At 61.2% G+C, this 26,865-nt stretch carries 18 protein-coding genes; 6 read left to right on the top strand and 12 right to left on the bottom strand.

All coding sequences use genetic code 11. The features are described 5' to 3' along the window. Positions 1 to 4 precede the first annotated feature (4 nt). Together PLAV_RS09445 and PLAV_RS09440 are read left to right on the top strand one after the other, a co-directional pair. A complete protein-coding gene (locus PLAV_RS09445; protein WP_012110773.1) occupies positions 5 to 844 on the top strand; it encodes a 23S rRNA (adenine(2030)-N(6))-methyltransferase RlmJ in 840 nt (279 codons plus the stop codon). A gap of 132 nt (positions 845 to 976) precedes the next feature. Continuing rightward, complete coding sequence (locus tag PLAV_RS09440) at positions 977 to 2,299, top strand: MFS transporter (protein ID WP_012110772.1); 1,323 nt, start codon at positions 977 to 979, stop codon at positions 2,297 to 2,299. Positions 2,300 to 2,536: 237 nt separating this feature from the next. On the opposite strand, the gene PLAV_RS09435 is transcribed toward PLAV_RS09440, so the two are convergent. The 3 genes from PLAV_RS09435 to PLAV_RS09425 form a co-directional block, all read right to left on the bottom strand. Beyond that, complete coding sequence (locus PLAV_RS09435) at positions 2,537 to 2,833, bottom strand: DUF2834 domain-containing protein (RefSeq protein WP_012110771.1); 297 nt, start codon at positions 2,831 to 2,833, stop codon at positions 2,537 to 2,539. Positions 2,834 to 3,186: 353 nt separating this feature from the next. Beyond that, a complete protein-coding gene (locus PLAV_RS09430) occupies positions 3,187 to 4,497 on the bottom strand; it encodes a hypothetical protein (RefSeq protein ID WP_012110770.1) in 1,311 nt (436 codons plus the stop codon). A gap of 160 nt (positions 4,498 to 4,657) precedes the next feature. Beyond that, positions 4,658 to 6,085, bottom strand: coding sequence for an aldehyde dehydrogenase family protein (locus PLAV_RS09425; protein WP_012110769.1), 1,428 nt, complete (start codon positions 6,083 to 6,085; stop codon positions 4,658 to 4,660). 298 nt (positions 6,086 to 6,383) lie between these two features. On the opposite strand from PLAV_RS09425, the gene PLAV_RS09420 reads away from it, so the two are divergent. Continuing rightward, entirely contained in the window at positions 6,384 to 7,925 is a 1,542-nt protein-coding gene (locus PLAV_RS09420) for an FAD-dependent oxidoreductase (protein WP_012110768.1), read from the top strand. Positions 7,926 to 7,936: 11 nt separating this feature from the next. Then, entirely contained in the window at positions 7,937 to 8,455 is a 519-nt protein-coding gene (locus PLAV_RS09415) for a hypothetical protein (protein ID WP_041535927.1), read from the top strand. Between the two features lie 272 nt (positions 8,456 to 8,727). On the opposite strand, the gene mtgA is transcribed toward PLAV_RS09415, so the two are convergent. Beyond that, on the bottom strand, positions 8,728 to 9,459 hold the full coding sequence (gene mtgA, locus PLAV_RS09410) for a monofunctional biosynthetic peptidoglycan transglycosylase (RefSeq protein ID WP_012110766.1): 732 nt from the start codon (positions 9,457 to 9,459) through the stop codon (positions 8,728 to 8,730). 148 nt (positions 9,460 to 9,607) lie between these two features. On the opposite strand from mtgA, the gene PLAV_RS09405 reads away from it, so the two are divergent. After that, positions 9,608 to 9,841 carry a lipoprotein gene (locus tag PLAV_RS09405; protein WP_041535926.1) on the top strand — a complete coding sequence of 78 codons (234 nt, stop codon included), beginning with the start codon at positions 9,608 to 9,610 and terminating at the stop codon, positions 9,839 to 9,841. A gap of 56 nt (positions 9,842 to 9,897) precedes the next feature. Here PLAV_RS09405 and mtnC read toward each other — a convergent pair whose 3' ends face one another. From mtnC to mtnB, 3 genes are read right to left on the bottom strand one after another with little or no spacing between them, the layout of a single operon-like run. Beyond that, positions 9,898 to 10,605, bottom strand: coding sequence for an acireductone synthase (gene mtnC, locus PLAV_RS09400; RefSeq protein ID WP_012110764.1), 708 nt, complete (start codon positions 10,603 to 10,605; stop codon positions 9,898 to 9,900). After that, positions 10,602 to 11,156: a 1,2-dihydroxy-3-keto-5-methylthiopentene dioxygenase gene (locus PLAV_RS09395; RefSeq protein ID WP_012110763.1), complete on the bottom strand. Its 555-nt coding sequence runs from the start codon at positions 11,154 to 11,156 to the stop codon at positions 10,602 to 10,604. Before PLAV_RS09395 ends, mtnC begins: the two co-directional genes overlap by 4 nt. Next, positions 11,153 to 11,776, bottom strand: a complete 624-nt coding sequence (gene mtnB / locus PLAV_RS09390; RefSeq protein ID WP_012110762.1) for a methylthioribulose 1-phosphate dehydratase — start codon at positions 11,774 to 11,776, stop codon at positions 11,153 to 11,155. Before mtnB ends, PLAV_RS09395 begins: the two co-directional genes overlap by 4 nt. Positions 11,777 to 12,032: 256 nt before the next feature. Here mtnB and PLAV_RS19885 point away from each other — a divergent pair, with 256 nt between their 5' ends. Next, a complete protein-coding gene (locus PLAV_RS19885; RefSeq protein ID WP_012110761.1) occupies positions 12,033 to 13,085 on the top strand; it encodes a winged helix DNA-binding protein in 1,053 nt (350 codons plus the stop codon). Between the two features lie 371 nt (positions 13,086 to 13,456). On the opposite strand, the gene PLAV_RS09380 is transcribed toward PLAV_RS19885, so the two are convergent. The 5 genes from PLAV_RS09380 to PLAV_RS09360 all read right to left on the bottom strand — a co-directional run bounded on the left by PLAV_RS09380 (position 13,457) and on the right by PLAV_RS09360 (position 26,664). Further along, positions 13,457 to 16,297 (bottom strand): response regulator, encoded by a 2,841-nt coding sequence (locus tag PLAV_RS09380; RefSeq protein WP_012110760.1) that lies wholly within the window; start codon positions 16,295 to 16,297, stop codon positions 13,457 to 13,459. 355 nt (positions 16,298 to 16,652) lie between these two features. Next, on the bottom strand, positions 16,653 to 21,032 hold the full coding sequence (locus PLAV_RS09375) for an NACHT domain-containing protein (protein WP_012110759.1): 4,380 nt from the start codon (positions 21,030 to 21,032) through the stop codon (positions 16,653 to 16,655). Then, positions 21,019 to 24,957, bottom strand: a complete 3,939-nt coding sequence (locus PLAV_RS09370) for a hypothetical protein (RefSeq protein WP_012110758.1) — start codon at positions 24,955 to 24,957, stop codon at positions 21,019 to 21,021. Before PLAV_RS09370 ends, PLAV_RS09375 begins: the two co-directional genes overlap by 14 nt. Continuing rightward, positions 24,950 to 26,035: a nucleotidyl transferase AbiEii/AbiGii toxin family protein gene (locus PLAV_RS09365; RefSeq protein WP_012110757.1), complete on the bottom strand. Its 1,086-nt coding sequence runs from the start codon at positions 26,033 to 26,035 to the stop codon at positions 24,950 to 24,952. Before PLAV_RS09365 ends, PLAV_RS09370 begins: the two co-directional genes overlap by 8 nt. After that, positions 26,032 to 26,664, bottom strand: coding sequence for a DUF6088 family protein (locus PLAV_RS09360; RefSeq protein WP_245545109.1), 633 nt, complete (start codon positions 26,662 to 26,664; stop codon positions 26,032 to 26,034). Before PLAV_RS09360 ends, PLAV_RS09365 begins: the two co-directional genes overlap by 4 nt. Positions 26,665 to 26,865: the final 201 nt, after the last annotated feature.

Raw genomic sequence — 26,865 nt, 5'->3', positions numbered from 1 at the left:
ACAAATGAATTACCGCCACGCCTACCACGCCGGCAATTTCGCCGATGTGATGAAGCACGCCGTCTTCGCCCTCGTGCTCGACTACATGAAGCGGAAGGACAAACCCTTCTTCGTCCTCGACACCCATGCCGGCACCGGCGAAACCGACCTCTCCGGCATCGAGGCGCAGAAGACCGGCGAGTTCCGCGAAGGCATCGCCCGCGTCCTCGCCGCGCCCGCGCCTCATCCCGCCCTCGCGCCCTACCTCGCCGCGCTCCCCGCACCGCTCGACATCTATCCCGGCTCCCCCGCCCTTGCCGCAAAACTGGCACGCCCCGAAGACCGCCTCGCCTTTTGCGAGCTCCACCCGGATGACGCCGCCGCCCTCGCCGCGCGCTTCCGCCGCGACGCCCGCGTGAAGACCCACGCCATCGACGGCTACACCGCCCTCAAGGCGATGCTCCCGCCGAAGGAGCGCCGCGGCATCGTGCTGATCGACCCGCCCTTCGAGCAGCGCAACGAATATGACCGCCTCGTCGATGCGCTGAACGAAGCCGTCGCCCGCTTCGCCACCGGCACTTTCATGATCTGGTATCCCGTGAAGGACCCCTCGGTCTCCGGCGCCTTCCTCGAACGCCTCGCCGCTGAGGGCCCGGCGAAAACCCTCGCCCTCGAGCTCCACATCATGGCCGCCGACCCCACCCGCATGACCGGCTGCGGCCTCATCATCGTCAACCCGCCCTTCGCCCTCACCGAGTTGGGCCCGGACGGCAAGAGCACCGCCCGCTCCCTGATGGACTGGCTCGCCCAAACCCTGGCCCAGGCCCCCGGCGCCCGCGCCCGCGAGGAATGGCTGCGCGACTGAGCCCCGTTCACCCGCGAACACCCTCCCCGAAACTTTTGACCACAAGCCCACTGACCCGAACGCCCGAACGAGTCTATAAAGACGCCGACGCCACTCCTGACAAACAGTCAGATAACAACAGGGACCAGGCGCTTGGACCGGGAGACACCCCCAACGGACGACCGGCTGACCGAAGACGAGATCGCGCGCCGCGCCGCCGACGCCGAAGCCGCCTACGAGGCCGAGATCGAGCGGAACCTCCCCCGCAACTACGTCGCGAACCTCGCCCACGGCCTGCTCGGCCAGACCGGCTTCCGCCTCGTCAACGCGCCGACCTTCGTCCCCGCCTATATCTTCCTGCTGTCCGGCTCCGAATTCGCCGTCGGCCTCGCGCTCGCCGCGCAATGGATCGGCGCCTCCGCCTCCTCGATCTTCGGCGCCACGCTGATCGAACACCGGAAGCGCGTCCTGCCGATGGGCCTCCTGATCGGCTGGGGCATGCGCGCTGGCGTTCTCGGCCTCGCACTCGGCGGCTTTTTCCTGCCGCCCAACCTCGCGCTGATAACGGCCATCTTCTTCCTCTGCCTCTTCGGCCTCTTCAACGGCATGCAGGCGGTGATCTTCAACACGCTGATGGCGAAGGTGATCCCGCTGCGGCTGCGCGGCCGCCTCACCGGTTTCCGCAATTTCACGGCGGGCCTCACGGCGGCGGGCGTCTCCTATCTCGGCGGCAAATATCTCGTCGAGGGCGACGCCTTCGGCAACGGCTATTCGACGACCTTCCTCGTCGCCTTCATCCTGACGTCGATCGGCCTCTCGCTGCTGATGCTGGTCCGCGAGCCCGAACCGCCCACCATCCGCGCCCGCGCCACGCTCGGCGGCCGCCTCCGCGAAATCCCGGCCATGCTCCGCGCCGACAAGGCGCTGACGCGCTTCTACCTCGCCGCCGGCCTCGCCGCGCTCGGCACCATGGCGGTCCCCTTCTACATTCTCTATTCGGGCGAGCGCATCGGCCTTTCCGGCACCAATCTCGCGGTGCTCTCCACCGCCTTCCTGCTTGCGCAGACGGGCGCCAACCTCGCCTGGGGCACGCTCGCCGACCGCTTCGGCAACCGCATCGTCTTCATGTCGTCGGTCGGCCTCTGGGCGGCATCGACGCTCGCCCTCCTCTTCACGCATGACCTTCTCGGCCTCGCCCTCGTCTTCGCGGGCCTCGGCGCGGGGCAAGGCGGCTTCCAGAACAGCAATCAGAACATCATCGTCGAGTTCGGCGCCCGCGACGACCTGCCCATGCGCATCGCCGTCCTCAACACGGCCACCTCGCTCATGCAGGCGGCCGGCCCGCTGCTGGGCGGCCTCATCGCCCACAACCTCTCCTTCCCCGCCCTCTTCGCCGCCTCCATCGCGGTGCTGACCGGCGCCGTCATCCTGATGTTCTTCGTCGACGAACCCCGCAAGCGCCGCAAGCTGCTCTAGAAAAACATCGTCATTGCGAGCCGAAGGCGAAGCAATCCAGAAGCCGCAAAGCGGCGTCAGGAAAAACTGCTGCGACCCTCCGCCCCCAACCAAAAAACAAATGTCATCCCGGCGAAAGCCGGGACCCATTGGTTCCCTCAGCAAGCGCGACTACGCCCCGCCCTCTCTCCCAACACCGTCATTGCCGGGCTTGACCCGGCAATCCAGAAGCCGCGGAGCGGCGTCAGGAAAAAACCCTCACGCCCGCGCCTTCACCTCCCGCGCCACCAGATAAAACAAGATCCCGAACGCCCCGGCAGCGAGCGTCAGCACCACGAACGGCCAGGGCGTCACGCCACTCACCTTCGCATCCCGCACCATCCAGACAATCGCCAGCACACAGACGATCGCAAGATCGGTGAGCACCTGCATCCCCGCATAATTCTCGAAATGCTGCGCAAAAATCCCGAAATACCCCGCCTCCATCAACGCCATGAAACTCAGCGCCCCGAAGGCAAGAATGACGGCAAGAAGAACGAGAAGTCGGGCGGACATGAACAGGCTCCCAAAGATTGTCGATCCATGGGAGCCATCCTTCCCCCACCTGCGTCGGCACGGCAATTACGTGAGAGGTAAGGAAAGAAAGACAGCGGTTTCACGGAAAGGCCCCCGCCTCCCCCTCAGTGTCATCCCGGCGAAAGCCGGGACCCACTCGCAGCGCCTCTTGCTGCAGCACTCAAGACAGCGGGCCCCTCCCCCCCAAACGCGTCATGCCCGGGCTCGAGCCGGGCATCCCGTAGCCGCCACAGGCGGCGTCCCGCTGCATAAGAATTCTTCGAGAGTCCCCCAAAACAAAAAACCCGGCATCTTGCGAGACCGGCTTTTCCGTACCCGGACAAACCAGCCCCTCAGGCCTTCAAGCAAAGCACCACAAAGTCCGACAGAGTTCCCCACAACATTTTCAGATGCTCAGGGGACACGCTGAAATTCGGTGAGTGGACATAGCGATTGAGAGTGTCCACTGACACAAGAGCTTCGCCTTGCTGCAGCTTTGTGATGGCTCCAAGATATTTTCTGTCTATCTTTCCTTTCGCGGCCATGTCATCGGCAACCTTGGCCACCTTTCGGGAGAGCTTGTCACTGTCATAGACAGAGGCCAACTTGGCTTGCTTTATGTAGTTATCGGTAGACAATTCAAGCAGAACACGCAGCAAGACTGAGATCGCATTCGGATGCTCCGAGAGGTCCAGCCGAAATTGCAATTCCTCCCAGATTTGGTGATGACGTTGGAGGCGCGCAACCCACACCACCCCGTAGTCGATCTGCGGAATGAGGTGGGGCCACGCCGCAGGTTTAGGCGGACTTGGCTTGGGCGGATTGGGCGCAGGCGTCGAAGACGGTGGCAACGGGCGAGGGCCGGGTGCAGGCTTATCCGCGACAGTCGGAAGGACGCCTTCGCGGTCCAGCTTGTCGATGTAATCCGATTTAGATTCCGTATCCCAAATGTCGTCCAAAGTGATGACTCGATTGGAAAGGTCGGCTGCCACACGACTCAACGCCTCAAGCGCAGCTTGTTCATCTCGAACGAATTCAAGCTTCCCCCTACGAACAGAAATTCCCAAGCGATTCCGCAGAGATTCCGACGACAGAAGGCGGTTCATGTTGGATCGGGGAATCTTTCGGGCGGGTAGCATCCCCGATGCCGAGAGCTTCTTTTCAATCTCATCAGCGACATTCAATCCGCTACTTTTCCCTGTCCGAATGACGAAATTATTCTTCATCCGATCATTCCAGGTACTCTGGCCGATACCGCCCTGAACCCCGGTGTGACGGCGGAAGAGAATATCGTCCACACGGTCGCGATCACTCTCGACACGACATTCAATAGTCTCGGGGAAGTCTCCCACCCACTGCTTTCGTAAATCTCCGAAAAATTGCTGCAGATCAACCGTAGGCGCACGCCGCGGCTTTGCCAGCAACTTCAGGCATGTAGTACGGCGATTGCCGTCCGCGACAACGAATTTGTCCCCCTCAGGAAAGACAAGGGGAGGCTCAAAAACCTCACCTTTTGCCACAAGATCTTTGGCAAGGCTGCGCATATGCAGCTCTTGTGAGGCAAAGAGCTGAGCGATCGCAGCGGTTTCGTTTTCCAGTTCTCCGTGCCGGTCATTGGCCGGATTCACTATGAGCGAATCTAGAGACAATTCTTTGTAAGGCATGGGCTCCCCCCCACATCAAGCTATATTGTCTGGCGGAAGATGTATATCCGGCCACTTCCACCTTCTTTCCCCCCCAAACGAAAAAAGCCGGTCCCTCTCAGGACCGGCTTTTCCGTACCCGGACCAACCCGGGAATATCGTCAGCGTATAACGCCAGCCATCAAGCCGCGTTATACCCCAGCACCGCCTTCACCTCGAGGAACTCCTCGAAGCCGAACTCGCCCCATTCGCGGCCATTGCCCGACTGCTTGTAGCCGCCGAACGGTGCGTTGAGGTCCGGTCCGGCGAGGTTCAGATGCACGTTGCCGGTGCGGAGCTGCGCCGCCACCTTCTTCGCATGTGCCGGTTCGCCCTGCACATAGCCCGAAAGCCCGTAGACCGTGTCGTTCGCGATCTGGATCGCCTCTTCCTCGTTCTTGTAGGGGAGGATCGCCAGCACCGGCCCGAAGATTTCCTCGCGCGCGATGGTCATGTCGTTGGTGACATTGGCGAACACGGTCGGGCGCACATAATAGCCCTTGTTGACGCCTTCCGGGCGGCCCGGGCCGCCGGCGACGAGCGTCGCGCCTTCCTCGATGCCCTTCTGGATGAGCGCCTGGATCTTGTTGAACTGCACTTCCGAAACGACGGGGCCGATGGTCGTGCCTTCCGCGTTCGGATCGCCCGCCTTCACGCTTTCGGCGGCGGCCTTCGCGATCTTGATGACCTCGTCCTGCTTCGATGCGGGCACCAGCATGCGCGACGGCGCGTTGCAGCTCTGGCCCGAGTTCGACATCATGCCGAAGACCGAGCCCGTCACCGCCTTGTTGAGGTCGGCATCTTCCAGAACGATATTGGCCGACTTGCCGCCAAGTTCGAGCGCGACGCGCTTCACCGTGTCCGCCGCCGCCTTGGAGACGAGAATGCCCGCCCGCGTCGAGCCGGTGAACGACACCATGTCGACATCCGGGTGCGACGAGAGCGGCGAGCCGACGCCCGGACCGTCGCCGTTCACGAGGTTGAACACGCCCGCCGGCACGCCCGCTTCATGCAGCACTTCGGCGAAGATATAGGCATTGATCGGCGCCACTTCCGAAGGCTTCAGCACCATGGTGCAGCCAACGGCGAGAGCCGGCGCCACCTTGCAGGTGATCTGGTTGATCGGCCAGTTCCAGGGCGTGATGAAGGCGCACACACCGATCGGCTCGCGCACGATGCGGGTCGGGCCCTTGTCTTCCTCGAATTCGTACTTCTTCAGGATTTCGAGATTGGTGTTGAGATGCGCGATGCCCATGGCCGCCTGCGCATGCTGGGCAAGCTTCTGCGGCGCGCCCATTTCCTCGGTGATCGCGGCGGCGATGTCCGCATAGCGCTTCTGATAGACCGCCATGATCGACTGCAGCAGCTCGATGCGCTCCTGCTTCGTCGTCGTGGAGAATTTCGGGAAGGCGGCCTTCGCGGCGGCGACAGCCTTGTCCACGTCCTTGGACGTGCCCATGCTGATGAGCGCGAAGGGCTCTTCATTGGCCGGGTTGATGACCTCGAGCGTCTTCTTCTCGACGGGGTCCACCCACTGGCCGTTGATGTAGAATTTCAGATATTCTTTCATGATCGTCCTCCATGTGATTTGCCGTCCCTTGCCGGGCTCGCGACCGTTTGCACATCTGCCGGGTCGGCCTTTTCGCAGGCCGGCCCCGGTGGCGGCGCAGGTGCCGTAAGGGGATTCTTGTTGGGGAGAAACCTCGCATGGCCGGGCTTGCCCGGTCCAGCCGAAAACGTCCTCGTTTCCCGCCAAAACCGGGAGTAAATTCTAGGGTGCCATCCCACAAAAGCCCGGCCTCCGCCGCAATTCAGGCGCGAAACCGGGTAAGAAACAGGTGGACCGAAGCCAGGAGACCAGAGCCCCCATGTTTATCGACGGACGCAGCCTTCCCGAGGGAACAGTCGTTGAAACCGATCTCGCCATCATAGGCGCCGGCGCCGCCGGCATCTCGATCGCGCGCGAACTGGCCGGTTCCGGCATTTCCGTCGCCCTGCTCGAAAGCGGCGGCTTCGAGTTCGATGCCGAAACGCAGGATCTTTATGAAGGCGAGATGGGCGGCGTCGATTATCCGCTCACAAGCTCGCGGCTGCGCTATTTCGGCGGCACCACAAATCACTGGGGCGGCTGGTGCCGTCCGCTCGAGCCGCTGGATTTCGAGGAGCGCGACTGGGTGCCGAATTCCGGCTGGCCGATCAACCGCCAGACCCTCGATCCCTTTTACGACCGCGCCCGCGAGCTCTGTCAGATACCGACGGGCCATTTCGACAATGCCGCCGCCTGGTCCGAATATGGCGAGCCCCTGCCGCTGGCGGGCAAGGATGTCGAAACGCGCTTCTTCCTCTACAGCCCGCCCACCCGCTTCGGAAAGAAATACCGGCCGGATATAGAGCGCGCGAAAAACATCACCTGCTACCTGAACAGCAACGTGCTGGAAATCGTACCCTCGGAAAACGCGAAGACGGTGGAGAGCCTGAGCATGGGCACGCTCACCGGCATCCGCTTCACCGTAAAGCCGAAAATCTGCATCCTCGCCGCCGGCGGCATCGAGAATGCGCGCATCCTCCTCCTCTCGAACAGCGTCCAGAAGGAAGGCCTGGGCAACGGCAATGATGTCGTCGGCCGCTACTTCATGGAGCATCCGCACATCCCCTCGCCCGCCTCCTTCCTCATCACCGATCCCGAACTCGTCGCCCGCTTCTACCGCACCTATACGCGGACGGATGAAGGCGTCATTCGCGGCTGCCTCATGTTCACGGAAGATTATCTCCGCCGCAGCCGGCGCATGGGCACCGTCCTCACCTTCGGCATGGTGCAGCCCGTCACGGCGGAAACGGGCCGCGGCCCGGAGGAAAAAGACCCCGCCGCCTTCACCATGCCCTCCGTGTTGCAGCTCGCGCGCAGCACCACCTCCACGCCTGCCACGGGCGAGGAGCTGGGCTGGCGTCTCGGCGTCGGCTGCGCCGGCGAGCAGGAGCCGAACCCGGCAAGCCGCATCACGCTTTCCGAACAGAAGGACGCGCTCGGCCTCAACCGCACGAAGCTTTCATGGCGCCTGAAAAAAACGGATGCCGAAAGCCTGCGCGGCAATCTCCTCGCGCTCGCCCAGGCCTTTGGCGGCTGGGGCGAAGGCCGCGTCCGCGTCCTCTTCCCGGAGCGCGACGAATGGACGGAGGCCGAGGGCTGGGGCAATCATCACCTCGGCTCGACGCGCATGTCCACCGATCCGAAGAAAGGCGTCACCGACGCCAATTGCCGCGTCCACGGCCTCTCGAACCTCTATATCGCGGGTTCGTCGCTCTATCCGACAGGCGGCACCGTCAATCCGACACTCACCCTCGTCGCGCTGGCGCTCCGCCTTTCCGATCACCTGAAGCTTCGCTTCGCGCAGACCAACGCCGTGCAATAGGGATTCCGGTCATGGAAGAAAATCATCACGATACGGAACATCACGGCGAAGCAGCGCATGGCCCCGCCATCTCGCGCCGCACCGTCGTCATCCTGGGCGGCACCGCCCTTCTCGCCGCGGCGCTCCCCACCGCCCTTTTCCTCACCGGCGGCCCGGAAGGCGCCTCCCTCGGCGCGCGCCATTTCATCACCCTGCTGGCGGACCCCGCCAGCGCCGCCGAGCTAGGTGAGGTCTGGTTCCGCGATGGCCGCCCCGGCGAGGCGCTCCCGGTCTATGAAAGCCGCTTTGAAAAGCGCCTCCGCGCCCATGGCTGGAACCCGCGCATGGACATGGAAGAAACCCACCGCGTCCTCGCCGCTGCCGTCCGCGCCGACTACGCCGCCGGCCGCATGGTCTCCATCCGCGAATGGCAGCTCTCCGAAACCGAAGCCGACCTCTGCGCACTGGCCGCCCTGGAAGCCCGCCGCCGAGATATCCCCGGCACGCATCCGCCGAAAGACGAACCCGGGGACAACCCCGCCCACGGCTGAGAACCGGCACGACTTGTCCCCGTCCTTTCCGTCTTCACCGGCCCTTGCCTAAAACAAACATGTCATCCCGGCGAAAGCCGGGATCCATGGGCCTCGCGGCCCCCGCGCACGCGCCTGTCCCCGGTCGGGGATAAATCGCGCATAATCCGCCCACGGACAAAATCCGCGCGCCCTTCATGGCAGTTCGATGACAGTTCAATGACGGTCAAAACCCGCTTCCGAAAAACCCCGGATGTCCGCCCTTTTCCAATTGTGACAGTCAGCCGGAAATCTCAGTCGCACGGACCGTGCTTGCCGAGCTGAACCGAGTTCATCCGCGCCGAAATCGTGCCCGCATAGCCGGTGTTCGACGGCCGCCGCGTCAGCGGGCTCGGCAGCACCGCCGCCAGTTGTGCCGCCTGCGCATGGCTGAGTTGTCCCGCACTGACGCCGTAATAGTGCCGCGCCGCCGCTTCCGCCCCATATATGCCGGGCCCGAACTCGATCACATTGAGGTAAAGCTCCAGGATCCGCTTCTTGGAAAGCAGCGTTTCCAGCCACACGGTGATATAGGCCTCGCCGCCTTTCCTCAGAAAAGTCCGCCCCGGCCACAGAAACAGGTTCTTCGAGGTCTGCATGCTGATGGTGCTGGCCCCCACCACGCGCCCACCGCCACGCAGCCTTTCGATGGCGGTATCGACGGCCTCCCAGTCGAAGCCTCCATGCTGACAGAATTTACTATCTTCAGCCGCAATCACGGCCCGCTGAAGGTTCGGGGAAATCTCGCTAAGTGGCTGCCACGACTTGGAAATTCCGTGTCCTTCCACCGCCCTTATCAGCATCAGCGGCGTCACCGGCGGCGGGACAATCATATAGACCAAAAGAACTAAGGCCGGCCCGAAAAACAGCAGCAGCAGCGCCCGCGCCGCCCACAGCCCAGCCCGCTTCCAGGGGCCGCGTCCGGCCTCCTTCTCATCCCCCGTTTCCAGGCGATCGCCGCTCGGGCCTTCTGGTTTGAAATCCATTGTCACGGCCGGATCATCCGCGAGCCCATGCAATCCTGCAAGCGCAACGCCCCGGAATCGGCCATTAAATGCCCAATTCCTGCCCTTCTCTTCGGTTGCGCCCGCCCTACCATTACAGGCAGTTAAGGCAGGACAGGAGGTATAAGCGATGATGAAGACATCTCTGGCTCTGACAGCCGCCGCCTTTCTGATGACGGCAGGCTGCACCGACCTCAACAGAACGGAGTCGGGCGCCCTTTCCGGCGGCGCCATCGGTGCCGGCGTCGGCGCCGCGGCAGGCGCCATTACCGGCGGTTCCGCCACCACAGGCGCCGTGATCGGCGGTGCGGTTGGCGCGGCGGGCGGTGCCTACAAGGGCTGCCGCGAAGAAGGAAAGTGCTGACAAGTCTTTGAAATCAAATAAGGAATGGCCCGGCCGGCAGCGCGGCCGGGCCATTTTTATGCGCTCTTGCCCGGCGCCAGCGCCCTCTCGACGGCGCTGAAGGATCCGGCCTTTGGCCCTTCCATCCACGCCTCTTCCTGAAGGGTGCGGTCGATTGTAACCGCCTGCATTCCCGCCTCCCGCGCCGCCTTGATCTCTCCTTCATGATCCGAAAGAAAGAGCACTTCCCGCGTCGGCAGGCCGGCACTCTGCGCGATCGCCGCATAGGATGCGCTGTCGACTTTCGCGCCGATCCGCGTATCGAAATAACCTTCAAAACAAGGGCCGAGATCGCCCTGGTCCGAATGGCCGAAGATCAGCCGCTGCGCGGCTTCCGATCCCGAGGAATAGACGAACAGCCGCAGGCCTCTGCCGTGCCAGAGCCGCAGCGCCGCCGCCGCATCGGCATAGATCTCGCCCTTCAGCACGCCCTCTTCATAGCCATGCCGCCAGATCAGCCCCTGCAGCAGCTTCAGCGGTCCGGCCTTCCGGTCTTCATCCATCCATGCCAGCAGAAGCTGGAGCGTCTCCGCATCGCCGGCCCCTGCAATGCCGCCCAATTCGCGCGCATCGCCAAGCGCCGCGGCCACTTCCTCGTCATCGGCATTCGCCGCCACGAAGTCGGCAAGCCGCGCGCGCGCATAGGGAAACAACACCTCATGCACAAAGGCGAGGGGCGTCGTCGTGCCCTCAATATCGGTGACGACGGCGCGAACAGCCGTCATTGCGGCTCGCTCTCGAACTTGGGAAACCGCGTGGCGATATCGTCGCCCGTGAAATGACCGACCCAGCCCTCCGGCGATGTGAAAATGCGGATCGCACAGAAATGCGGTGCCGCGCCCGTATCGAACCAATGGGTCGTACCGGCCGGCACCGAAATGAGATCGTTGCGCTCGCAAACGACGCGGTAGACACGGCCATCCTTCCGCAAATAGAAGGCGCCGGCACCCTCGACGAAAAACCGCACTTCATCATCGTCATGCGTATGTTCGGCGAGGAATTTCTGGCGCATTTCCGCGCGGTTCGGATTGTCCGGCTTCACGCGAACGACATCGACGCTCTTGTACCCGCCCTCATCCATGAGCCTCTTCACATCGGCTTCATAGGCGGCAAGCACGGCCGTCTGGTCCGCATCTTCGCCAAGCGCATGCGGTGCATCCCAGCGCTCGAACACAACGCCAATGCCGGAAAGCGATGCGGCAATCTCCGCCCCGTCTCTCGTATCGAGCAACACGGTCGCCGGATCGGTATCCGGATAAACGGTGAGATGGGTCATCTTGCGCTCTCCTCGTGAAGCTGGGCGGTGAGCAGAAAATCGAAAGCTTCCATATGGCGTATCGTCTCCGCGGCGCTCGCGCCCCAAACATATAGGCCGTGTCCGGCAATGAGATAACCGGGGCAGATGCTGTCCTTGTCCAGCCGCTCCTCGACAAGGGCGGCAAGGCGGTCAGTATCCTGGTCGTTCGGCACGATGGGGATATCTATCGACATGTCATGCGTCGTGACCCCGGCAAACGCCTTCATCAGCTCCCAGCCTTCAAGCCGCACCGCACCCGTCCCGGCATGCCGCCGCGAAAGGACGGTCGCCGCCATGCTGTGCATGTGAGAGATCGCTCCAATGCCGGGCGCTGCGCGGTAGCGGGCGAGATGCAACGGCGCTTCGGCGGAGGCTCGGGGATGCTTCGCCCCGGCGATTTCCGCCTCGATCACACCATTCTCGTCCAGCTCGGCTTTGTTCGCGCCCGTGGCCGTCAGCGCCGCGCTTAGCTCATTCATACGGACGGAAAAATTCCCGCTCGTCGCCGGTACCCAGCCCCGCGCGCCGGCAAACCGCGCCATCGCAATGACGCCCTTCGCCGCTTCGGCAAAATCCAGCCGGGGCACCATACTCTTCATTGCGACAACCTTCCGGCGGGATCAAAACTGGGGCCACCATAATGGATTTTCCCCGCAAATAAACCCTGCCGCCAGGATCGGTCGGCATAGGAAAGCTGGCTGATTTCCGCCAGATTTCGGTAGGTCCGATCCGGTACCGCAATGGCGGAATACACCATTTGAGCTAGTCTTATATATTTAAAGTTGTATAAACCTTTTTATGTGTGTCATTGTGGTTGAACGCACTCCGATTCGCCTACTAAAAAAGGTCTATGCAATGATCCCCATTACGCAGAACCTTCCAACCCCCGCAGTAATAACGCTGGTCGACCCCGATTGCGCCGAGCGCCTGCGGGATTGGAACGCGGCCCCCGCGGCAGATCAGCCCCTCAATTTATCGTGGCAGATCGCAGGCTCGCGCGGCGCTGTGAAAGACCGCCTGCTTCGCGACCAGGAGGTTCGGGTGGTCGTCATCGCCGCCTCATCGGGCGACGATCCGCTGCTGCGCGATCTTGCGCGCAATTGCTCCCAGCTGCCCGGACACGCATGGCTGCACCTCCTGCTGGTCACAAGCGGACCTGTAACGACGCCGCTCCTCACGCAGCTGCGGCACTTCAGTTCCTGGTCGGTCCTCGCCGCCCCTTGCGACAGCCGTGACCTCGGTGAGGCATTGGGCGACGCCATCGAAAAATCGGCCGAACAGCACCGCCTCGCCATGCTTTCCGCCGCAATTCGCGCCGATGCAGAGGACATTCTCGTCCGGACCCGCAATATCGTCGGCGCGCTCTGCCATGGCGAGGTGCCCGCCGCTCTCGGAAATCTCATTCGGATTGCCGATCGCCTCGGCAGCGGCGAAGGACGGGAGCTTCCTGCCACCGGCCGGGCAGCGCAGCCTATGCTCCAACCGGCTCCACCACCCCGCAGCGGCCAGGCCGCCGCCGGCCAGTTGCTGTCGGAGGAAGATGCAAACCGTCATTGGACGCGAAGCCTGATCGAGCTCTGCTCTGCGCGCCAGAACTACTTTCCAGAAGGGCTGTTCTCGGACCCCGCCTGGGACATGCTGCTCGATCTGACCTATGCGCGGCTGGCGGGAAAGCGTGTGTCCGTATCGAGTCTTTGTATCGCTTCCCGGGTACCGGCTACCACCGCCCTCCGGCGTATCGGCGATCTCGTCTCCCAAGGGCTCGCGGCCCGCAAACGGGACGAGGCAGACGGGCGGCGCGTCTTCGTGGAGCTAACCGAAGACGGCTTCTCCCGCATGCTGACATACATCGACAACATCCAAAGCATGCTCAACGGCGAACCGCGCGCACGGCTCCGCAAAATATGATCACTGAGCAATACAAAAGCAAAAAGCCCATCGGAAAATCCGATGGGCTTTTTATATATTTGGTTGCGGGGGCCCGCAACCACCGATACTTGCGGCTGACAGAGTGTGAGATTCCGAGGGCGTGAACAAGATTTGAATAAATTCACCCACATCGGAGGATCTAGAATAGTATTATTCGGCAAATATGAGAGCCGGTGCCGACGCTGAATATAAGGCCCTCGATCTCCACCAAGCTTTGCCGCCAATTCCTGCAGCAAAGACAAAGCGGTGCGCGGCGTAAGTCTGAACAAGGTATGGCGCGCGAACATACGCGAGGTGTTCACACGCCCAGACAAGCAATCCTCCCAGCGAGCTCTCCCGCGACTGAGATTTCAGAGACGGACAGCGTGAACAGCCTCGGCATTCGCCGCCAGCCAGCCGCGCACCGCACGAGAGGCCGCGTCATGAGCCGAGAACAACGTGTCCATAAGGCGGTGCGCGGCGTCCAGGTCGCCAGCCCGGCATGCTTTTTCAAGCAACCGCGCGGCCGCGCTTTCCCGCCTGGCACCGATTTCGCCCGCCGTTCCGACAATGACATGAGCAGCGGCCATCATCCCCTCAAGATCGGCACGGCCGTTCGCCTCCCGGATCGTTGCAATCCGTTCTTCCGTGTCGCTCAGATAGAGATCGAGCAACTCTCGCAAATCCGACATCGAGAGCACAGACAAAAGGTTCTCCAGTGACGCCACATCGAGGTCGGCGAGTCCTTCCTCGATTGCCAAGGTGGCAGGATCGCCGGATAGCTCTTCATTCGCGACTGCGTCGGACGCAGGCGGCTGCGCGGGCAACGCGGCGGACACTTTGGCAAGCTTGGCGAAAAGAATGTCCCGGCGCACCGGCTTGGATATGTAGTCGTCCATGCCGCAATCCAGATATTTCCGCTCGGCGCCTTCCATCGCATTGGCCGTCATCGCGATGATGGGGATGTCGCATTTCGGCGCCGGCAAGGCTCGAATGCCCCGCGTGGCGCCAACGCCATCGAGCTCCGGCATCTGAATGTCCATGAGCACCACGTCGAAATGCCCACGGCGAACGGCATCGACGGCCTGCAATCCGTTCTCCGCAATGGTCACGCTATGCCCCAGCTGTTCGAGCATCGCCAGAGCGACCTTCTGGTTGATCTTGTTGTCCTCCGCCAGCAGAATCCGCAAGGTACGGGCGGACGTCGCCGCGCCGTCCTCAAGCACGTCTCGATTATGCGCTGAACTCGAATCGACGAGCGGCGCTCCGCTATAGACGCGCATCAGACAATCCAGCAGCTCATGCTGCCTCAACGGCTTTTCAACGCGGGCATCCAGCGTGTCGTTTTCCTCGTGAAGCTTGCTCGCATGAGAGCCTGCCGATGAGACGAGTACCAGCTTCATATCGGCGAGATCGGGATTGTTGCGAATGCGCGAGGCAAGGTCTTCGCCCGAGATGCCGGGCATCATCTGATCGAGGAAGGCAATGTCATATGGATGACCGGCATGCCATGCCCTTTCCAGCTCGGCCTGCGCGGCAAAACCATCTTCGGCTCTGGTGACGGTAATGCCATAGGTGCCCAGTTGAGAGGTCAGGACGTCGAGGTTCACTGGAACGTCATCGACGACCAGCACTTTGAGCTTCTCGAGATAGACAGGCAGGCGGCTGAGATCGGGCAGGTGGGCGGCCGAGCGTACAAGCGATAACTGGAACCAGAACGTCGAACCCGCCCCGACCCGGCTGTTGACGCCGATATTGCCATCCATCAATTCGACGATCTGCTTGCAGATCGCAAGACCCAGGCCGGTGCCGCCATAGCGCCGTGTAACGGAGCTGTCAGCCTGGCTGAATTTCTGAAACAACCTGCCGCAGACGTCCTCGGGAATGCCAATGCCCGTGTCATGCACTTCAAAACGCAGATGAGACGCCTTTGTCTGGGGATCCTCGACGCGGTAAACCGACACCCGCACGGCGACGCCGCCCTTCTCGGTGAACTTGATGGCGTTGCCGATGAGATTCAACAGGACCTGGCGCAGACGCGCGGGATCGCCGCGGTAAATGCCCCGCGCGGCCGGCTCGATATAGGCGCCGAGATCGATCTGTTTTTCCGCCGCCCGCGCCGCCATCAGGCTGATCGCGCTTTCGACCGTGTTGACCAGATCGAAGTCGATATGATCGAGCTCGAGACGACCGGCCTCCAGCTTGGACACATCGAGAATATCGTTGACGATGGTCAGCAAGGCTTCCCCGGACTCTCGAACGGTCTCGGCGAATTTTCGCTGCTCGGCGTTCAACGCCGTGGTGAGCAGCAATTCCGTCATGCCCAGTACGCCGTTCATGGGCGTACGAATCTCATGGCTCATATTGGCGAGAAAGTCGGACTTGGCGCGATTTCCCGCTTCAGCCTGATCCTTGGCGGCGATCAATTCCTGCTTTGTCGCTTCGAGTTCGGCGATATAGACGCGCATGCGTTCCGCTTCACCAGACGCGCGTTGAGCCAGATAATTGTCCACCAAGGCGCCGACCAGGCCGAGCGCAATGATCAGGAATGTAACGGTCGCGATCGCGATGGCGATCATGCCGGGTTCCGCGACAACATCCGTTACGACGATGGTCGGGTCCGGCACATAGGTGAGCGCCGTCATTGCCGTGAAGTGTGTGGCGCAAATCGCGATGGTGAAGAGAAGCGATCCCACCAAGATGCCACCAAGTGCAGGAACGCGCATGGCGGCATGCATGGCGCCCGCGCTCGTCAGTACGCCGATGACGACGGCCGCGACGACATAGTTCATATCCCAGACGGGATCGGCCGGAATCCGGACGGCGGTCATGCCCGTGAAATGCATGGCGCTGATGGCCGCACCGATCAGGGCACCCCCGGCCAAGGGGCCGGGCCTCCCGAGAACAATCGCAAACCCCACCCCGCACAACACGATGGCGATCAAGGCGGAGAAGAAGGTCAAGCCAATCTCGTAGTTCACGGGCAGGATGGACTTGAACGCAAGCATCGCGACGAAATGCGTCGCCCAGATGCCGCTTCCTGCTACGCCCCCTGCCGCCATCAGCCAGAGCGTCCGCACTCGGCCCTGCGCGAGTTTGGCCCTGCCCAGCATGTTCATGGCGGTGAAGCAGGCGAACAGGCACAAGCCGCCCGCCAAAACGACGAGCCCTAGATCGTGTTCCTGAGTGATGCAGCCAATGACCCTCAACATGCCCGCAAGCTAGCGAGACATGTTGAATACGCGGTTAATTCTCTTAACGAGTTGGATCACACGGCGACGGACAGGACCGCGCTCAAACAGAGCTTTCGCGTGCTTTTCGCCTCGGCCGAGTGTCTCATCAATGTTGGCCACCTCCCTCCAGCCGAGACCTGCATCCGCACACGATATCCGACGGCCGGTGGTGTCGTGGTGAGTAGCCCCTCGTCACAGCCGCCGATCATACGGCCATAGCGTGCTTCGCTTCTGCTCGGTATGACCGGACTAGCGGCTTTGCGATAGGAGAGCTGGATGCAGTCACGCGCTTACTTTCGGGCCGAAATTTCGCCCGGATCGTTCGCTTGCCGAATCAGTTTCCGTCCTCTGCATCGGGATCTGGGGTCAAGATCGGCCAAGGGCGACCCGACGCAAGATCGGGATGGCGTGGTTCCGATTCTGGAGCGCCGTACTCGTCCCGGAGCTTGTCTATGAGGTTGAGAAAGCGGGCGGCGGGGTCATCCTTGCCGCCGCTGCCCGTCATCGCCAGCAGCTTCCGGCGCAGCTCGACCGCCGGGACGGGCACGACATTGTACGCACCTTCCCAGTTCTCTGCCGGGACGTGCTCCGTGACAGCGCTTTGGATCGACTGCCACGTCGTGAACGAACGTCCGGTTTTCATCTCAAAATCGATCAGCATCAATACGCCGTCCGTGTCAGGGTCTTCGGCAACTGCGCTAGCTAGCAAGGCAAGCTGCTTCGTTGTCGGCCCATTCTTCAGGAGGTCATGGACATAGGCGCGGACCTCGGAGAACTCCGAAATCAAACCACCCAACTCACGTTGCCAACGCCACCCGTCGTGTGACTTGTTGTCGAGCGCGCCGCTGATCGTCAAGTCAACAAGGCGGCGCGCGGCGGATACGGTGCCGAACCTCAACGCGGTCGCGCGCCACCCATGGTTCTGGTAGAGACGCGGATCATCTTCTGCGAGCGTGAAAATCACATCTTCTGCGTCGTCCGAGGACGAACTGCCGAGTCCGCGGACCATCTCTTCGAGTATTCGTGGATGGCGCTGAGCATCCGGCATGCCGCGCACGATGGCGGGCAGATCGGTGACAGGCGTGGCAAACGGCAAAAGGCGCAACCAATCGCGTAGCTGATACGCGTCGCTTTGTGTCAGAATCCAAGTCTCCTTCTCGGCCGCCTCAAAGGTCTCAGCTATGCCGTCGGCCACGAGCTTGATGTCGATGTCCTCGCCAGAGAGGACCAGCGACAACAACAAGCCTGCGCGCGCCTGCCTCGGCGCGAGAGAAATGAGCTTCTGGATCGTCGCGTCACGCTGGCCGTGGGGGAGCCGTGCTCCTACAATGCCGAGCGCGACCGCCAGCTTCACTTGCGCATCTGACGAACCATCGACAATCAAGGTCTCGATTGCGCCGAAGATCGCCTCCGCCTCGATCGATGTCGCGGCGGGATCGGCGGCGCGGGCGTCCCGGCGCGCTTCCACGCGCGAGAAGTCTACGCCGATGAGGAACTTTTTGTCGTCCTTGGGTTCGTTTGCCTCAACCCACTGGGCAGCCAGCACACACGCCGCCAGCTCGCCAAAATGCTCATCCGTCAGGTATTGGCGCATCAGCGCAGCGGTCTCCGACGCATTGATTGCCAAGAACGCACGTTGGTACTCGTGCATGTGCGGATGCTGTGCTTCGTGGACCGCGTCGCGATCCTTCCAGCCGCTGGCAGTCGCTTCTTCGCGGAAAGCCCGATAACGACGTAAATTGTCGTCAAGCATGCTTTTCAAGAGTGGAAGATGTGCGACGGACGGTGCGTGGCTCATCATCGTTGCAATGGTAGCCACTCGCCAGCGCTTCTCATCCCCAGCGGCGAGCATACGCTCAGCCCATTTGCGCGCGAGCACACCGATTGCAGCCAAGCCTTCTTCGCTAAAGGGTCGCGCCCGTTCTTCGTCACCGTTGGTCTCGCGGGAAAACAGCTCGGCCAGTTGGACGATTTCCTCATTATCGGCATCTGCCGCCCGCGCCTGAACGGCAGCCACCAAACTTGCGCCCGGCGTGTGGCCGATACGGTCTCGCAGACCGTGATAGCGATCACCCGCAGACTGATCGTATTTCCCGCTGGCGTCGCGCACGACTTTCCCAGCGGCAAGATACGCGTCGATCAGCCGTCCGACAGCGATTGGTCCTAGCACTGAGGCGGCAGCTTCAGCGCGGTCGTCGTGGCGGTTTGTCTCTTCGAGGGAAATTCCGAGCAGCTTGTCGTCCTCAAGGGAAAACCCGGCGGCGGCAAGAATATTGTCCGCGCCGTAGAAGAGATTTCGGTGCTCGCGCACGCGACGCAGCAACCCCTTAGCGAGAGCATGCGGATAGCGTTTTCGCACTTCATACAAAAGGTGGAATTCGCCATCGCGCTTCCGGTCGATCTCCATTTCAGCAACAATCTCAGCGACCTCGGCATCGCGATCATCTCCCTCCGGCGCGTAGACGAGCGTGCGCAGGCGCTGGAAGTGCGAAGTGCCAAAAGCTTTGCGCCGCTCACGCGCGCGCTGGAGTTCCCGCTGGACGGCATCGACTGCAATATCGTCGAGGTGACCCTTTTCGGCGAGGATGTCGTAGGTCGCGTCGCCGGCGTCAGCGAGCAAGTCGGCGACGTGGCGATCCGCTCGCCGAAATGAAAGCGCATCGACCACTGTCGCCTTCACGTCCGGGTCGCCGTCAGTCTTCGCGATTGCGGTCGCAAGGTCGAGGCCGTCGATTCCGCCATGCGATGCAATTTCATGCAGTACGTTCTTGCGGATTTCCGGTGGCAGCGCTGCGATGCGCACCGGCGCGTCGTTCCCAAGCACGGATGGGCGAAATCGCTTCGCCGCCCGGAGAGCGGACAAGTGCACTTGGGTGTTCGCGTGCGAAATAAGCGGCCAAAGAAGATCGCCGAATTCCGGCCTGCCGGACGCGACCATGAAACGCACCGCGCGATCCACCTTGCCTGGCGCGTGCCACTGCTCGGCGAGGTTCCGCATTTCGGTGCCGATCGGTGCCCATACCTCGTCGGTGGCGCGGAAGATCATCTCGCCCGCGAGGACAGGATCGACTTCAAAGGCCGCGCGGATGGCGGCACTGCATGCGGCCTTATGTACGGCGTCGCCGCGCGCGCTTCGTTCGACAGCGAACAGGACTGCTTCTTCCCACGGGCGCTGATCGAGCACGTCTACCTTCAGATTCTCGCGTGCTGCTGGATCGCTAACGGCCTGTAGCATCAGTCGCTCGACGTAGTGCGAGGCGTACCATTCCTGAAATTGCTGGTGCTGGAATGAGTAGCCCGGCATGTCGCCGGAGCGCGTCAGAACATGATTGCTGACAAGCGTGTCGAGCAACGTGTCGGGTTGTGTGGAGATGGTGATTTGTCCGTCGTCCACCAAGACCCGCGCGGTCTCAGCGACCGATTTGCGCGCGTTGCTGTCCGTGATCGCCGTGTTGGCCGTTGTCGTGGCGAACACGGCGAGGCCATCCAAATAGTCCTGCTGGAAGCCGAGGGCCACGGCATGAAGCGCCGCCGCACGGCGGGCTTCCTGCTCGTGTGCGGCAATGAAGCGTCGTAGCACTTCTTCCTTTGTTGTCGGAAAAGGCGCGCCCTCTGGCAGCGAAAGAAGTGCCGTGAGGTAGAGTGGGATGGTCACAAGATCCCGGACACCCGCTGTCCGCCACGCCTGATCGACGAGTTGTACGCCAGCCTCGCCCCGCATGCCGCGCGCGATCTCCATTTGCTGCTCGTCGTCAAGCGGCAGTAAATCGACCCGCGTCCCGCCGAACGGAATGTCGAGGGCCTGTTTGCGCGTGGAAATGACAAGACCGAGCTCCGGCAATTCAGCCTTGAGAGCAGTGATTTGCACGCGCGCGCGTTCGCGTGCGGCGGCATCCAGTTCGTTCCAACCGTCAAGAAGTAGCACGACGCCGGGTTTCGTGGCGACGGCGCGGAAATCCTGCTCTGAAATTCCGTTGAACGCAGGTCGTTTGAGAATGGATGCGAGCAGCGCTCCGCCTTCGGTGGCCCAATCTCCCAGCGGTACGATGAGTGGCGTGCCGTTGCCGATTTCCAACAGACCATCGGCGACCTGAAAGAGGGTTGTCGTCTTTCCCATTCCGGGTGCCGCGACAAGGATAAGGTCATCCAGCGTGGTCACGGCGTTGGCAAGCGCGCGCGTGCTGAGCGCCTCGTCCACGTGCTTCACCTTTAACGTCAGCGTGAGCGCTACGTTCGTGCCCGGCCATTTGGGTGTTCGACGGAACACGGCCAAGTCCGCAGCGGCAGCTTTTTGAAAGCGTGCACTGATTTCCGAAAACGTCGGCGGCATGGTCGGACCGAAGGCAAGCTTGTCGATAATGCTGCGCCACATGTCCTCAGAGTGCTTCTGCTTCCAGGTATGCAGAAACGCCTCGGTAAAAATGGGATCATCTGAATCAATCGCCTTTGCACAGTCCTGGCAAAGCCAAATCCCATTCTCATGCGATTTCCGTTGCTCTGGGGTCATATCGGCGCGATAGCGGCGCGCACCAACTCCGGGGGCTGCAGCACAGATATGAGCGGCAACTCCGATATTCACTTCCTTTGAGCCATCGCTGGTCGGCGCTGACGTCAGCTTCCTGCAACTTGGATTGCTACAATGATACCGGGCTTGCTTTGCTAGGCGATTCTTGGTCGCCTGAGAGAAATCGTCCCTGTTTTTACTCTTGGTCATCGGCGGTCTGCTCAAATTTGGTCGCGTGTACATGTTCTATATTTTGTCCGCCGGTGGACATATTGCCGGTCTCGGCTGAAATCAAAAGCAGAGACAGATACCCCGCTGCCTCGGCGAAATTGCTTGAAGATCCGCCAATCGCAGCCTGCGCGTCAGCAGCAAAATCGATCTCCCCAGTTCGCAGATGCTCGATCAATTCAGACACATCCGATCGCAGAGCTGGATCAAAGGCATCGAGGCGTCGGATCAGTTCTTCGTGCTTTCTGGCGAAGGCGGCCTCCAAGCTCCGACGGGCAGCGATCTCTTCTTCAGGACGAGTCTCATTGCCGAGCCATTTTTGATCCATTGCTCCAAGTTCGCTAGCAAGGCTCAGCACCTCCCCAAATATGCTTGCCATAGCAGTTGGGGCCTGTGGCAATCCGAGTTGTTCCGCCCAGACGGCAGCCCCTTCCACGTCGGGAAGGAGGGTCCGGTAACCAGACTTCGCGAGCGCCGGGAACGCGACATCCGCAATGTAAGGCATGATTGTCAGGTGGACAGACGAGCCCACCAATGACCGCACGAGTTCGGCTTGTTCAGCGAGCGTGACCACCGCATCTGCAATGTCGGGCGCAGGTATTAGCGCGAGAACATCTGCTGGCGGCCACGGGAAAATACCCTTGGCGTTAACGCGAAGATGAAACTGTGCGACGACCCCGGCTTCCTCTGCCAGGCGCTCAATTTCTGCCTTTCGCTGAGCTAGTCGTGTTTCGCCGGCAGCTTTGGCAGAGAGGGATACGAGCCGAACTGAGTTGCCTACTCGCGCGCCTTTGCCGCGTGCCGCCCAAGTTACCGCTGGCGCTTGCTTCCTTTCGTGGGCTTCTCCAGCCAGAAGTCGCAACGCCTCCAAGAGCGTCTTGAGTCGGATAAGCATTGGCGAGGGACCGTCGGCGATGAGCTGCCAAGGCTCTTCGGCAATTGCAGTGTCGACATCGGCGATGAGATCGGTCAACCAAGCAATGTATGCGCCAGCTTGGTCCGGCAGTATCGCGAACCTCTTGACGAGATTGACGCTTGCGCTGTGCAGGAGGTTCTGAAACTTGGTGACGGCTGTACTAGCCTCTCCGCCTCCCGCGCCCGACGCTTCCAATGACGAAACAGCAGGAGGTGTCAGCGCTTCAGTATCCGCGTTGAGTGAATTCAGCCTGTCGGCGAGGCTACCGAGTGCATCCTTTCCTCGAAAATACGCGTCGAAGACCTTCTCCAACGTCGGCACAAGGGCCTCGAGAATGGCCACGCCTCTTGCAAGATAATCGCTATAGCTCGGAGCGGCGACGCGGCGGGAGATCAGATCCCGCCAGCGCCGGTTCCATTGAGGAACCGACGGTGGAGGAAGATTCTCTCGGGGAATCCGCTTTGTCCCGAGCGGCAACTGGGCAAGGCCTGCCAATTCGCCACTTGCGGTAATAGCGTTGGACACCGCAATGTCAGCCGACGGACACAGTGCCAATATCCGCTCGCACAAACTAACAACCGCGTCGTGCGGATTTTTCTGTACAGAGCCGGCAACGTACCAAAGATCGCAACGGACGATCACTCCATCATCGGCATCTTCGATTGTTACAGGCCCGGCCCAAGCCGTCTCTGCTTGAACCCGTGCGAACAGCGTCTCTTGCCCGACCTCCGCTACCCAATGACTGGCAATCTCACGATCCAGGGCGGACAAGGTGCCCATCAGAGAGCCCAAAAGATCGAGATTGGCATACAAGAGGCCTTCTGGAGCCTGCATGAGACTGGTCCGCACCGCGGCTGGCAATGGCATTCCGATCAACGCTGCGAGAATCTCATCTAAGCTCACCAAATCCGCTGTCTCGATCAGGGCCGACAGGACAGAGAGCGACATGCGCTCCATCAACAGGCGGCGAGGGTCATCTTCCGGCGAACCTTTGATCTGCGAAAGTCGATCCGCCGCGGCCTGGACCTCCGGGATGATGGTGAGACTACTCAGGCTAGTACCGGCGACCCCGAACATTGCGGCGTTCGTGACTTGCGTTCGCGGCAACACACGCGCTTCGGGAGTGTCCAGCCATTCGTCCACGCCCGAAGAAATGAGGCCCGAACCGAGGCCCCGAAGCGCTGAAGCCAACGCCCGCGCATCCTGTTCGTCCTCCAAGCAGGCAATCAAGCCATTGAGCACCGCTGGAACAGGCAAGCGCCGCGCAGATAGCGTGTCCGCGACCAACGGCTCGAGATCGGCGGCGGGCACACTTGCAATCGTCCGTTCGAAACTCGTTTCGAGGGTCGGCAACGTTGTTTGGTGCGCGAGCTGCAGCAATTCTTCGGATCGAAGCTGGTGTAGGCCGGTGACTGCGCCCGGCGCAGGTGAACGAACCAGATGTTCCTGGATGAGGCGTTGTAAGGCGCGTGACAGATCGGCGTCACTGACCGAGAGAGCGCGTGCCAATCGCGATGCATCGACTTCAGCATTCGCTGCGCCTGCCCAAGCGCCGGATCGCAGAATATCCAGTTCAAGGGAACGCTTCGGATCTGAAATTCTGGCCGCGACTTGATCAGCGAGGAGTTCGTGCATCCTTCGCCCGCGCGTCAGGATATGGACATATTCTAGAAGAAGGCCATCGCTCATCTTCCACGGCTCGCGCCAACCCGCCCAGTTCGTCTTTTCAGCTTCGCGCAGTTCTCGCCAGAGTCGTTCTGCGAGTTCATCATCGGGATCGGCGCGTATTTCAGCTGCACGTGCGCGCTCGGCAATCAGCGTTACATCTTCTTCCCGGACCGAACCGAGCAGTACGACGCCGGGTACGGACATCGCTTCTTTGAGCAAGGCGCCCCAGCTTTCCGGCCCGTTCCGTCCGATATCATCCATGACGAAGCCCAAGGGACTGTCTTCTGAAGCGCGGAACGTCCGGACTAACTGGCGCAGAGAAGGAATATCCGCCGCGCTCAGACGACGGATACGAAACCACCGCACCGTATGGCTCAACGTGTTGGCGACCTCCCACATCAAAGCAGATTTTCCGGCCCCTGACGGTCCGACGATCAGCGCGGCCCGGCGTTGTTCAATACCTTCCACCAATGCTGATCTGCTTTGGGGCCGCTCGGATACCAGTCCCGCCGCGAGGTGACCGGGTTCTACATCGACCCCAAGATAAAAGTTCGGATCATTGAGCGGTGTGAGGAAATCGACCGGTTCGCAGACGCCTTCCCTGAGGGCCTGTTCGATCGCGTCAACATCGATAGCAGCCAAGACATCGCGGATTGACGTTTCGGTATCGGAGATCGAAAGGCCGCGATAACTCTCCGGCGATAACCTGCCATTGGCGTCTGCCAAGGAACCCACGCGAACAAGCAGATCGGCAAAGCACATCTGGGCCGCGATCGGAGCGCAGCCCAGCCGATTTGCGATCAAGCTGATCGCCCATTCCTGCGGTGAGGTCGCCACGGTGATCGACGTTCTCGGAAGAAGGTCGGAGGCCTCACTGAGCTTTGAAAGCCTAGCGCTGATCGAGCCTTTGATTGAGCGGACTGCCGGTTGATCTTCGAAGGGGACGAGGCCCGCCACCTCCCGCTCAAGAACGAGTTCCAGTCGCTCCGGCCGCGGTGCCGAGCCAAGCGACCGTTTCCACAGATCTTCTATATACCCGACGGTCTCGCCTTCCGTATAGTCTCCAAGGTGCTCACGTCGGCTCTTGATCTGGACAAAGCTCTCTGCGTCGCCACGCAGCTCAACATCGTCACCGCCTTCCGGAATCACTATGGCGGGCGCTCGCTGACCGGCCCATATTTCTACCGCTAACCAAGCGGACACGGCATCCTGGTAACGAAAGCCCCGGCCTGCATTGGATCCGGCCCTGGATGCAGCCTTGGCCGGTTTGGACGATGGCTTTGGATCACGGCGCGGCTTCGGGCTTTTTGTCTTCTTAGCCATCTTCCTGGCCGTCGCTTTCTTCAGCTCCTTCCGCCGGAACATTCAGAGCCGTCTCAAGTTCAATGATATCGTCGACAATCTCTTCAAAGGCCGGAGCTTCTCCGAAGATCATGCTCGACATGGCGCGATAGTCGCGGCTGAGGTCGTCGAGCATCTTGCCTTCGGGACGAAGAGAGAATGTGGGTGGCGTTGCCGTCGCGAGATCGAAGGCTGGGCGATTGAAGAACATGCGGGCATGGGCCACGCAGTCGGCGCCCAGTTCGCGGTCTTTCAAGGCCCTCTTCCCGGCTTCTGAAGCCAGCAGTAGGTGTAAATCGTAGTAGTGGCGCGAGACCCGCTGACCGTTTCCTTTGAGTTCCCCACGATTATCGAACCAGCGCCGAAGCCCATGCAGGATCACGACCTTGTCCCAAAAGGTCCGTTCCGGATCGACCGTTGTGACGTTACCGACACCTAAGTCGATATCTGGGATATCGCTTTCCAGATACGGCCGGATGACTCGATCCGAATTGGGATCGAGAGCCGACTTCGCGCCGGACTCGATCTTTACAGCCTTGCCGACATATGCATCTTCGGGCGTTGCCGTCGGATAACGCACATAGAGCGCCTGACTGTCTTCAGGGTCGGGCTCAATTCGGAACTGTTCCGCGCTTAACCCATTGCGTTTGGCCGTTTCGCCTATGATCGCGGACAGCCCCGTTAGGCACGGTCCATTGATGTAAGCCTCGCAGGCTGCTTTGATCGCATCCAGAGCTTTGCCGCGTTTCTTACCGCTGAGAGCTTCTAGTTCCGTGATAGAGGCTGCTTCTCCCAGATCGTCACGGAAGACAGTGACATCGATATCCTCCGAGAAACGCTTGATCAGGCCAAGCCCTTTGGAGAGCGATGTGCCGCCCTTGAACAGCAAGCGTGGCCGGTCTGCTAATCCATTGAAGAGCGCATCAAGGGTCCAGCAAACCCAGAAGTCCTTTTCGACGTTCTGGGGCGTCGTACCGAGGCGTTGGGCTGTCGTCGTATAAAGACCCAGCCGTGTCTCATCGTCTGCTGCGATGACCTGGTCGAATGCAGAGTTCATCATGTGCCGGCCTGTTCTTTCAACATCGGCCGCAACAGATTCTGCATCCAGCTCGGCAACGTCGACAGGCCAGCCAACAGGTCAGCCCGGAGCGCCTGTCCATCTTTTGGGTTCTGAAGAATTGCGTTCAGGCGGCGCTTAAGAACTGCATCGTCATCGACCTGACCCATGGTGTCCCGTAGCCAATGTAGCGCCTGAACAATGCGCATGGCCGGCCTTCCCGCCCAATATAGCTTGCTTGCAGCGGTTGGCTTGAATGTGATTCCGAGCTGGCCAAGCGAGACCGATTTGAGCCGCGCATCCGCGTGCACGACGATCTTCGCAGGAACTGCATTCGTAAGCCCCAGATCATTGGCGGCGGTCATACCGTCGACGAGTACGCGGATCTGGTCCCGCCGGGCGATAGCCTCAATCACCTGTCGTGGGTCGGGAGGATTGCTTTTCTGTGTGAGAGTGTTGAACGACGGCTTGTCGTAAAGCCCTCGATCGACCCGCCGCAGATTTCCGGCGCGTGTCAGTCGCTGCAGTGTCTTGTCCACGGCGTCGCGCCCGCCAAGATCGAGGAAGTCTCGTGGCGTCCAGACCCCTCTTGGCGCACCACTTTCGATGCGCCTCAGGATCGCGGTTTTCAAGTCTGATGCAGTGTCCGTCATGTCCGAAATATGTAGTATTTTTTCGGACAACCTTCAAGGAGTGCGTCCGAAATCTGTATGCAAATTTCGGACGTATGCCATAATATAGCTATAATCTTCCCTCAAACACTGGCTTTAACTAGGCCGCCATTCAGACTTTTGGACAGCTCATCAAGTAAGAGAATCTCTGCGCAAAATGGA

It is taken from the genome of Parvibaculum lavamentivorans DS-1, from assembly GCF_000017565.1.
GTDB lineage: Bacteria > Pseudomonadota > Alphaproteobacteria > Parvibaculales > Parvibaculaceae > Parvibaculum > Parvibaculum lavamentivorans.
Note: the sequence above shows the minus strand (reverse complement) of the source record. Positions and strands in the feature narration are given on the sequence as shown.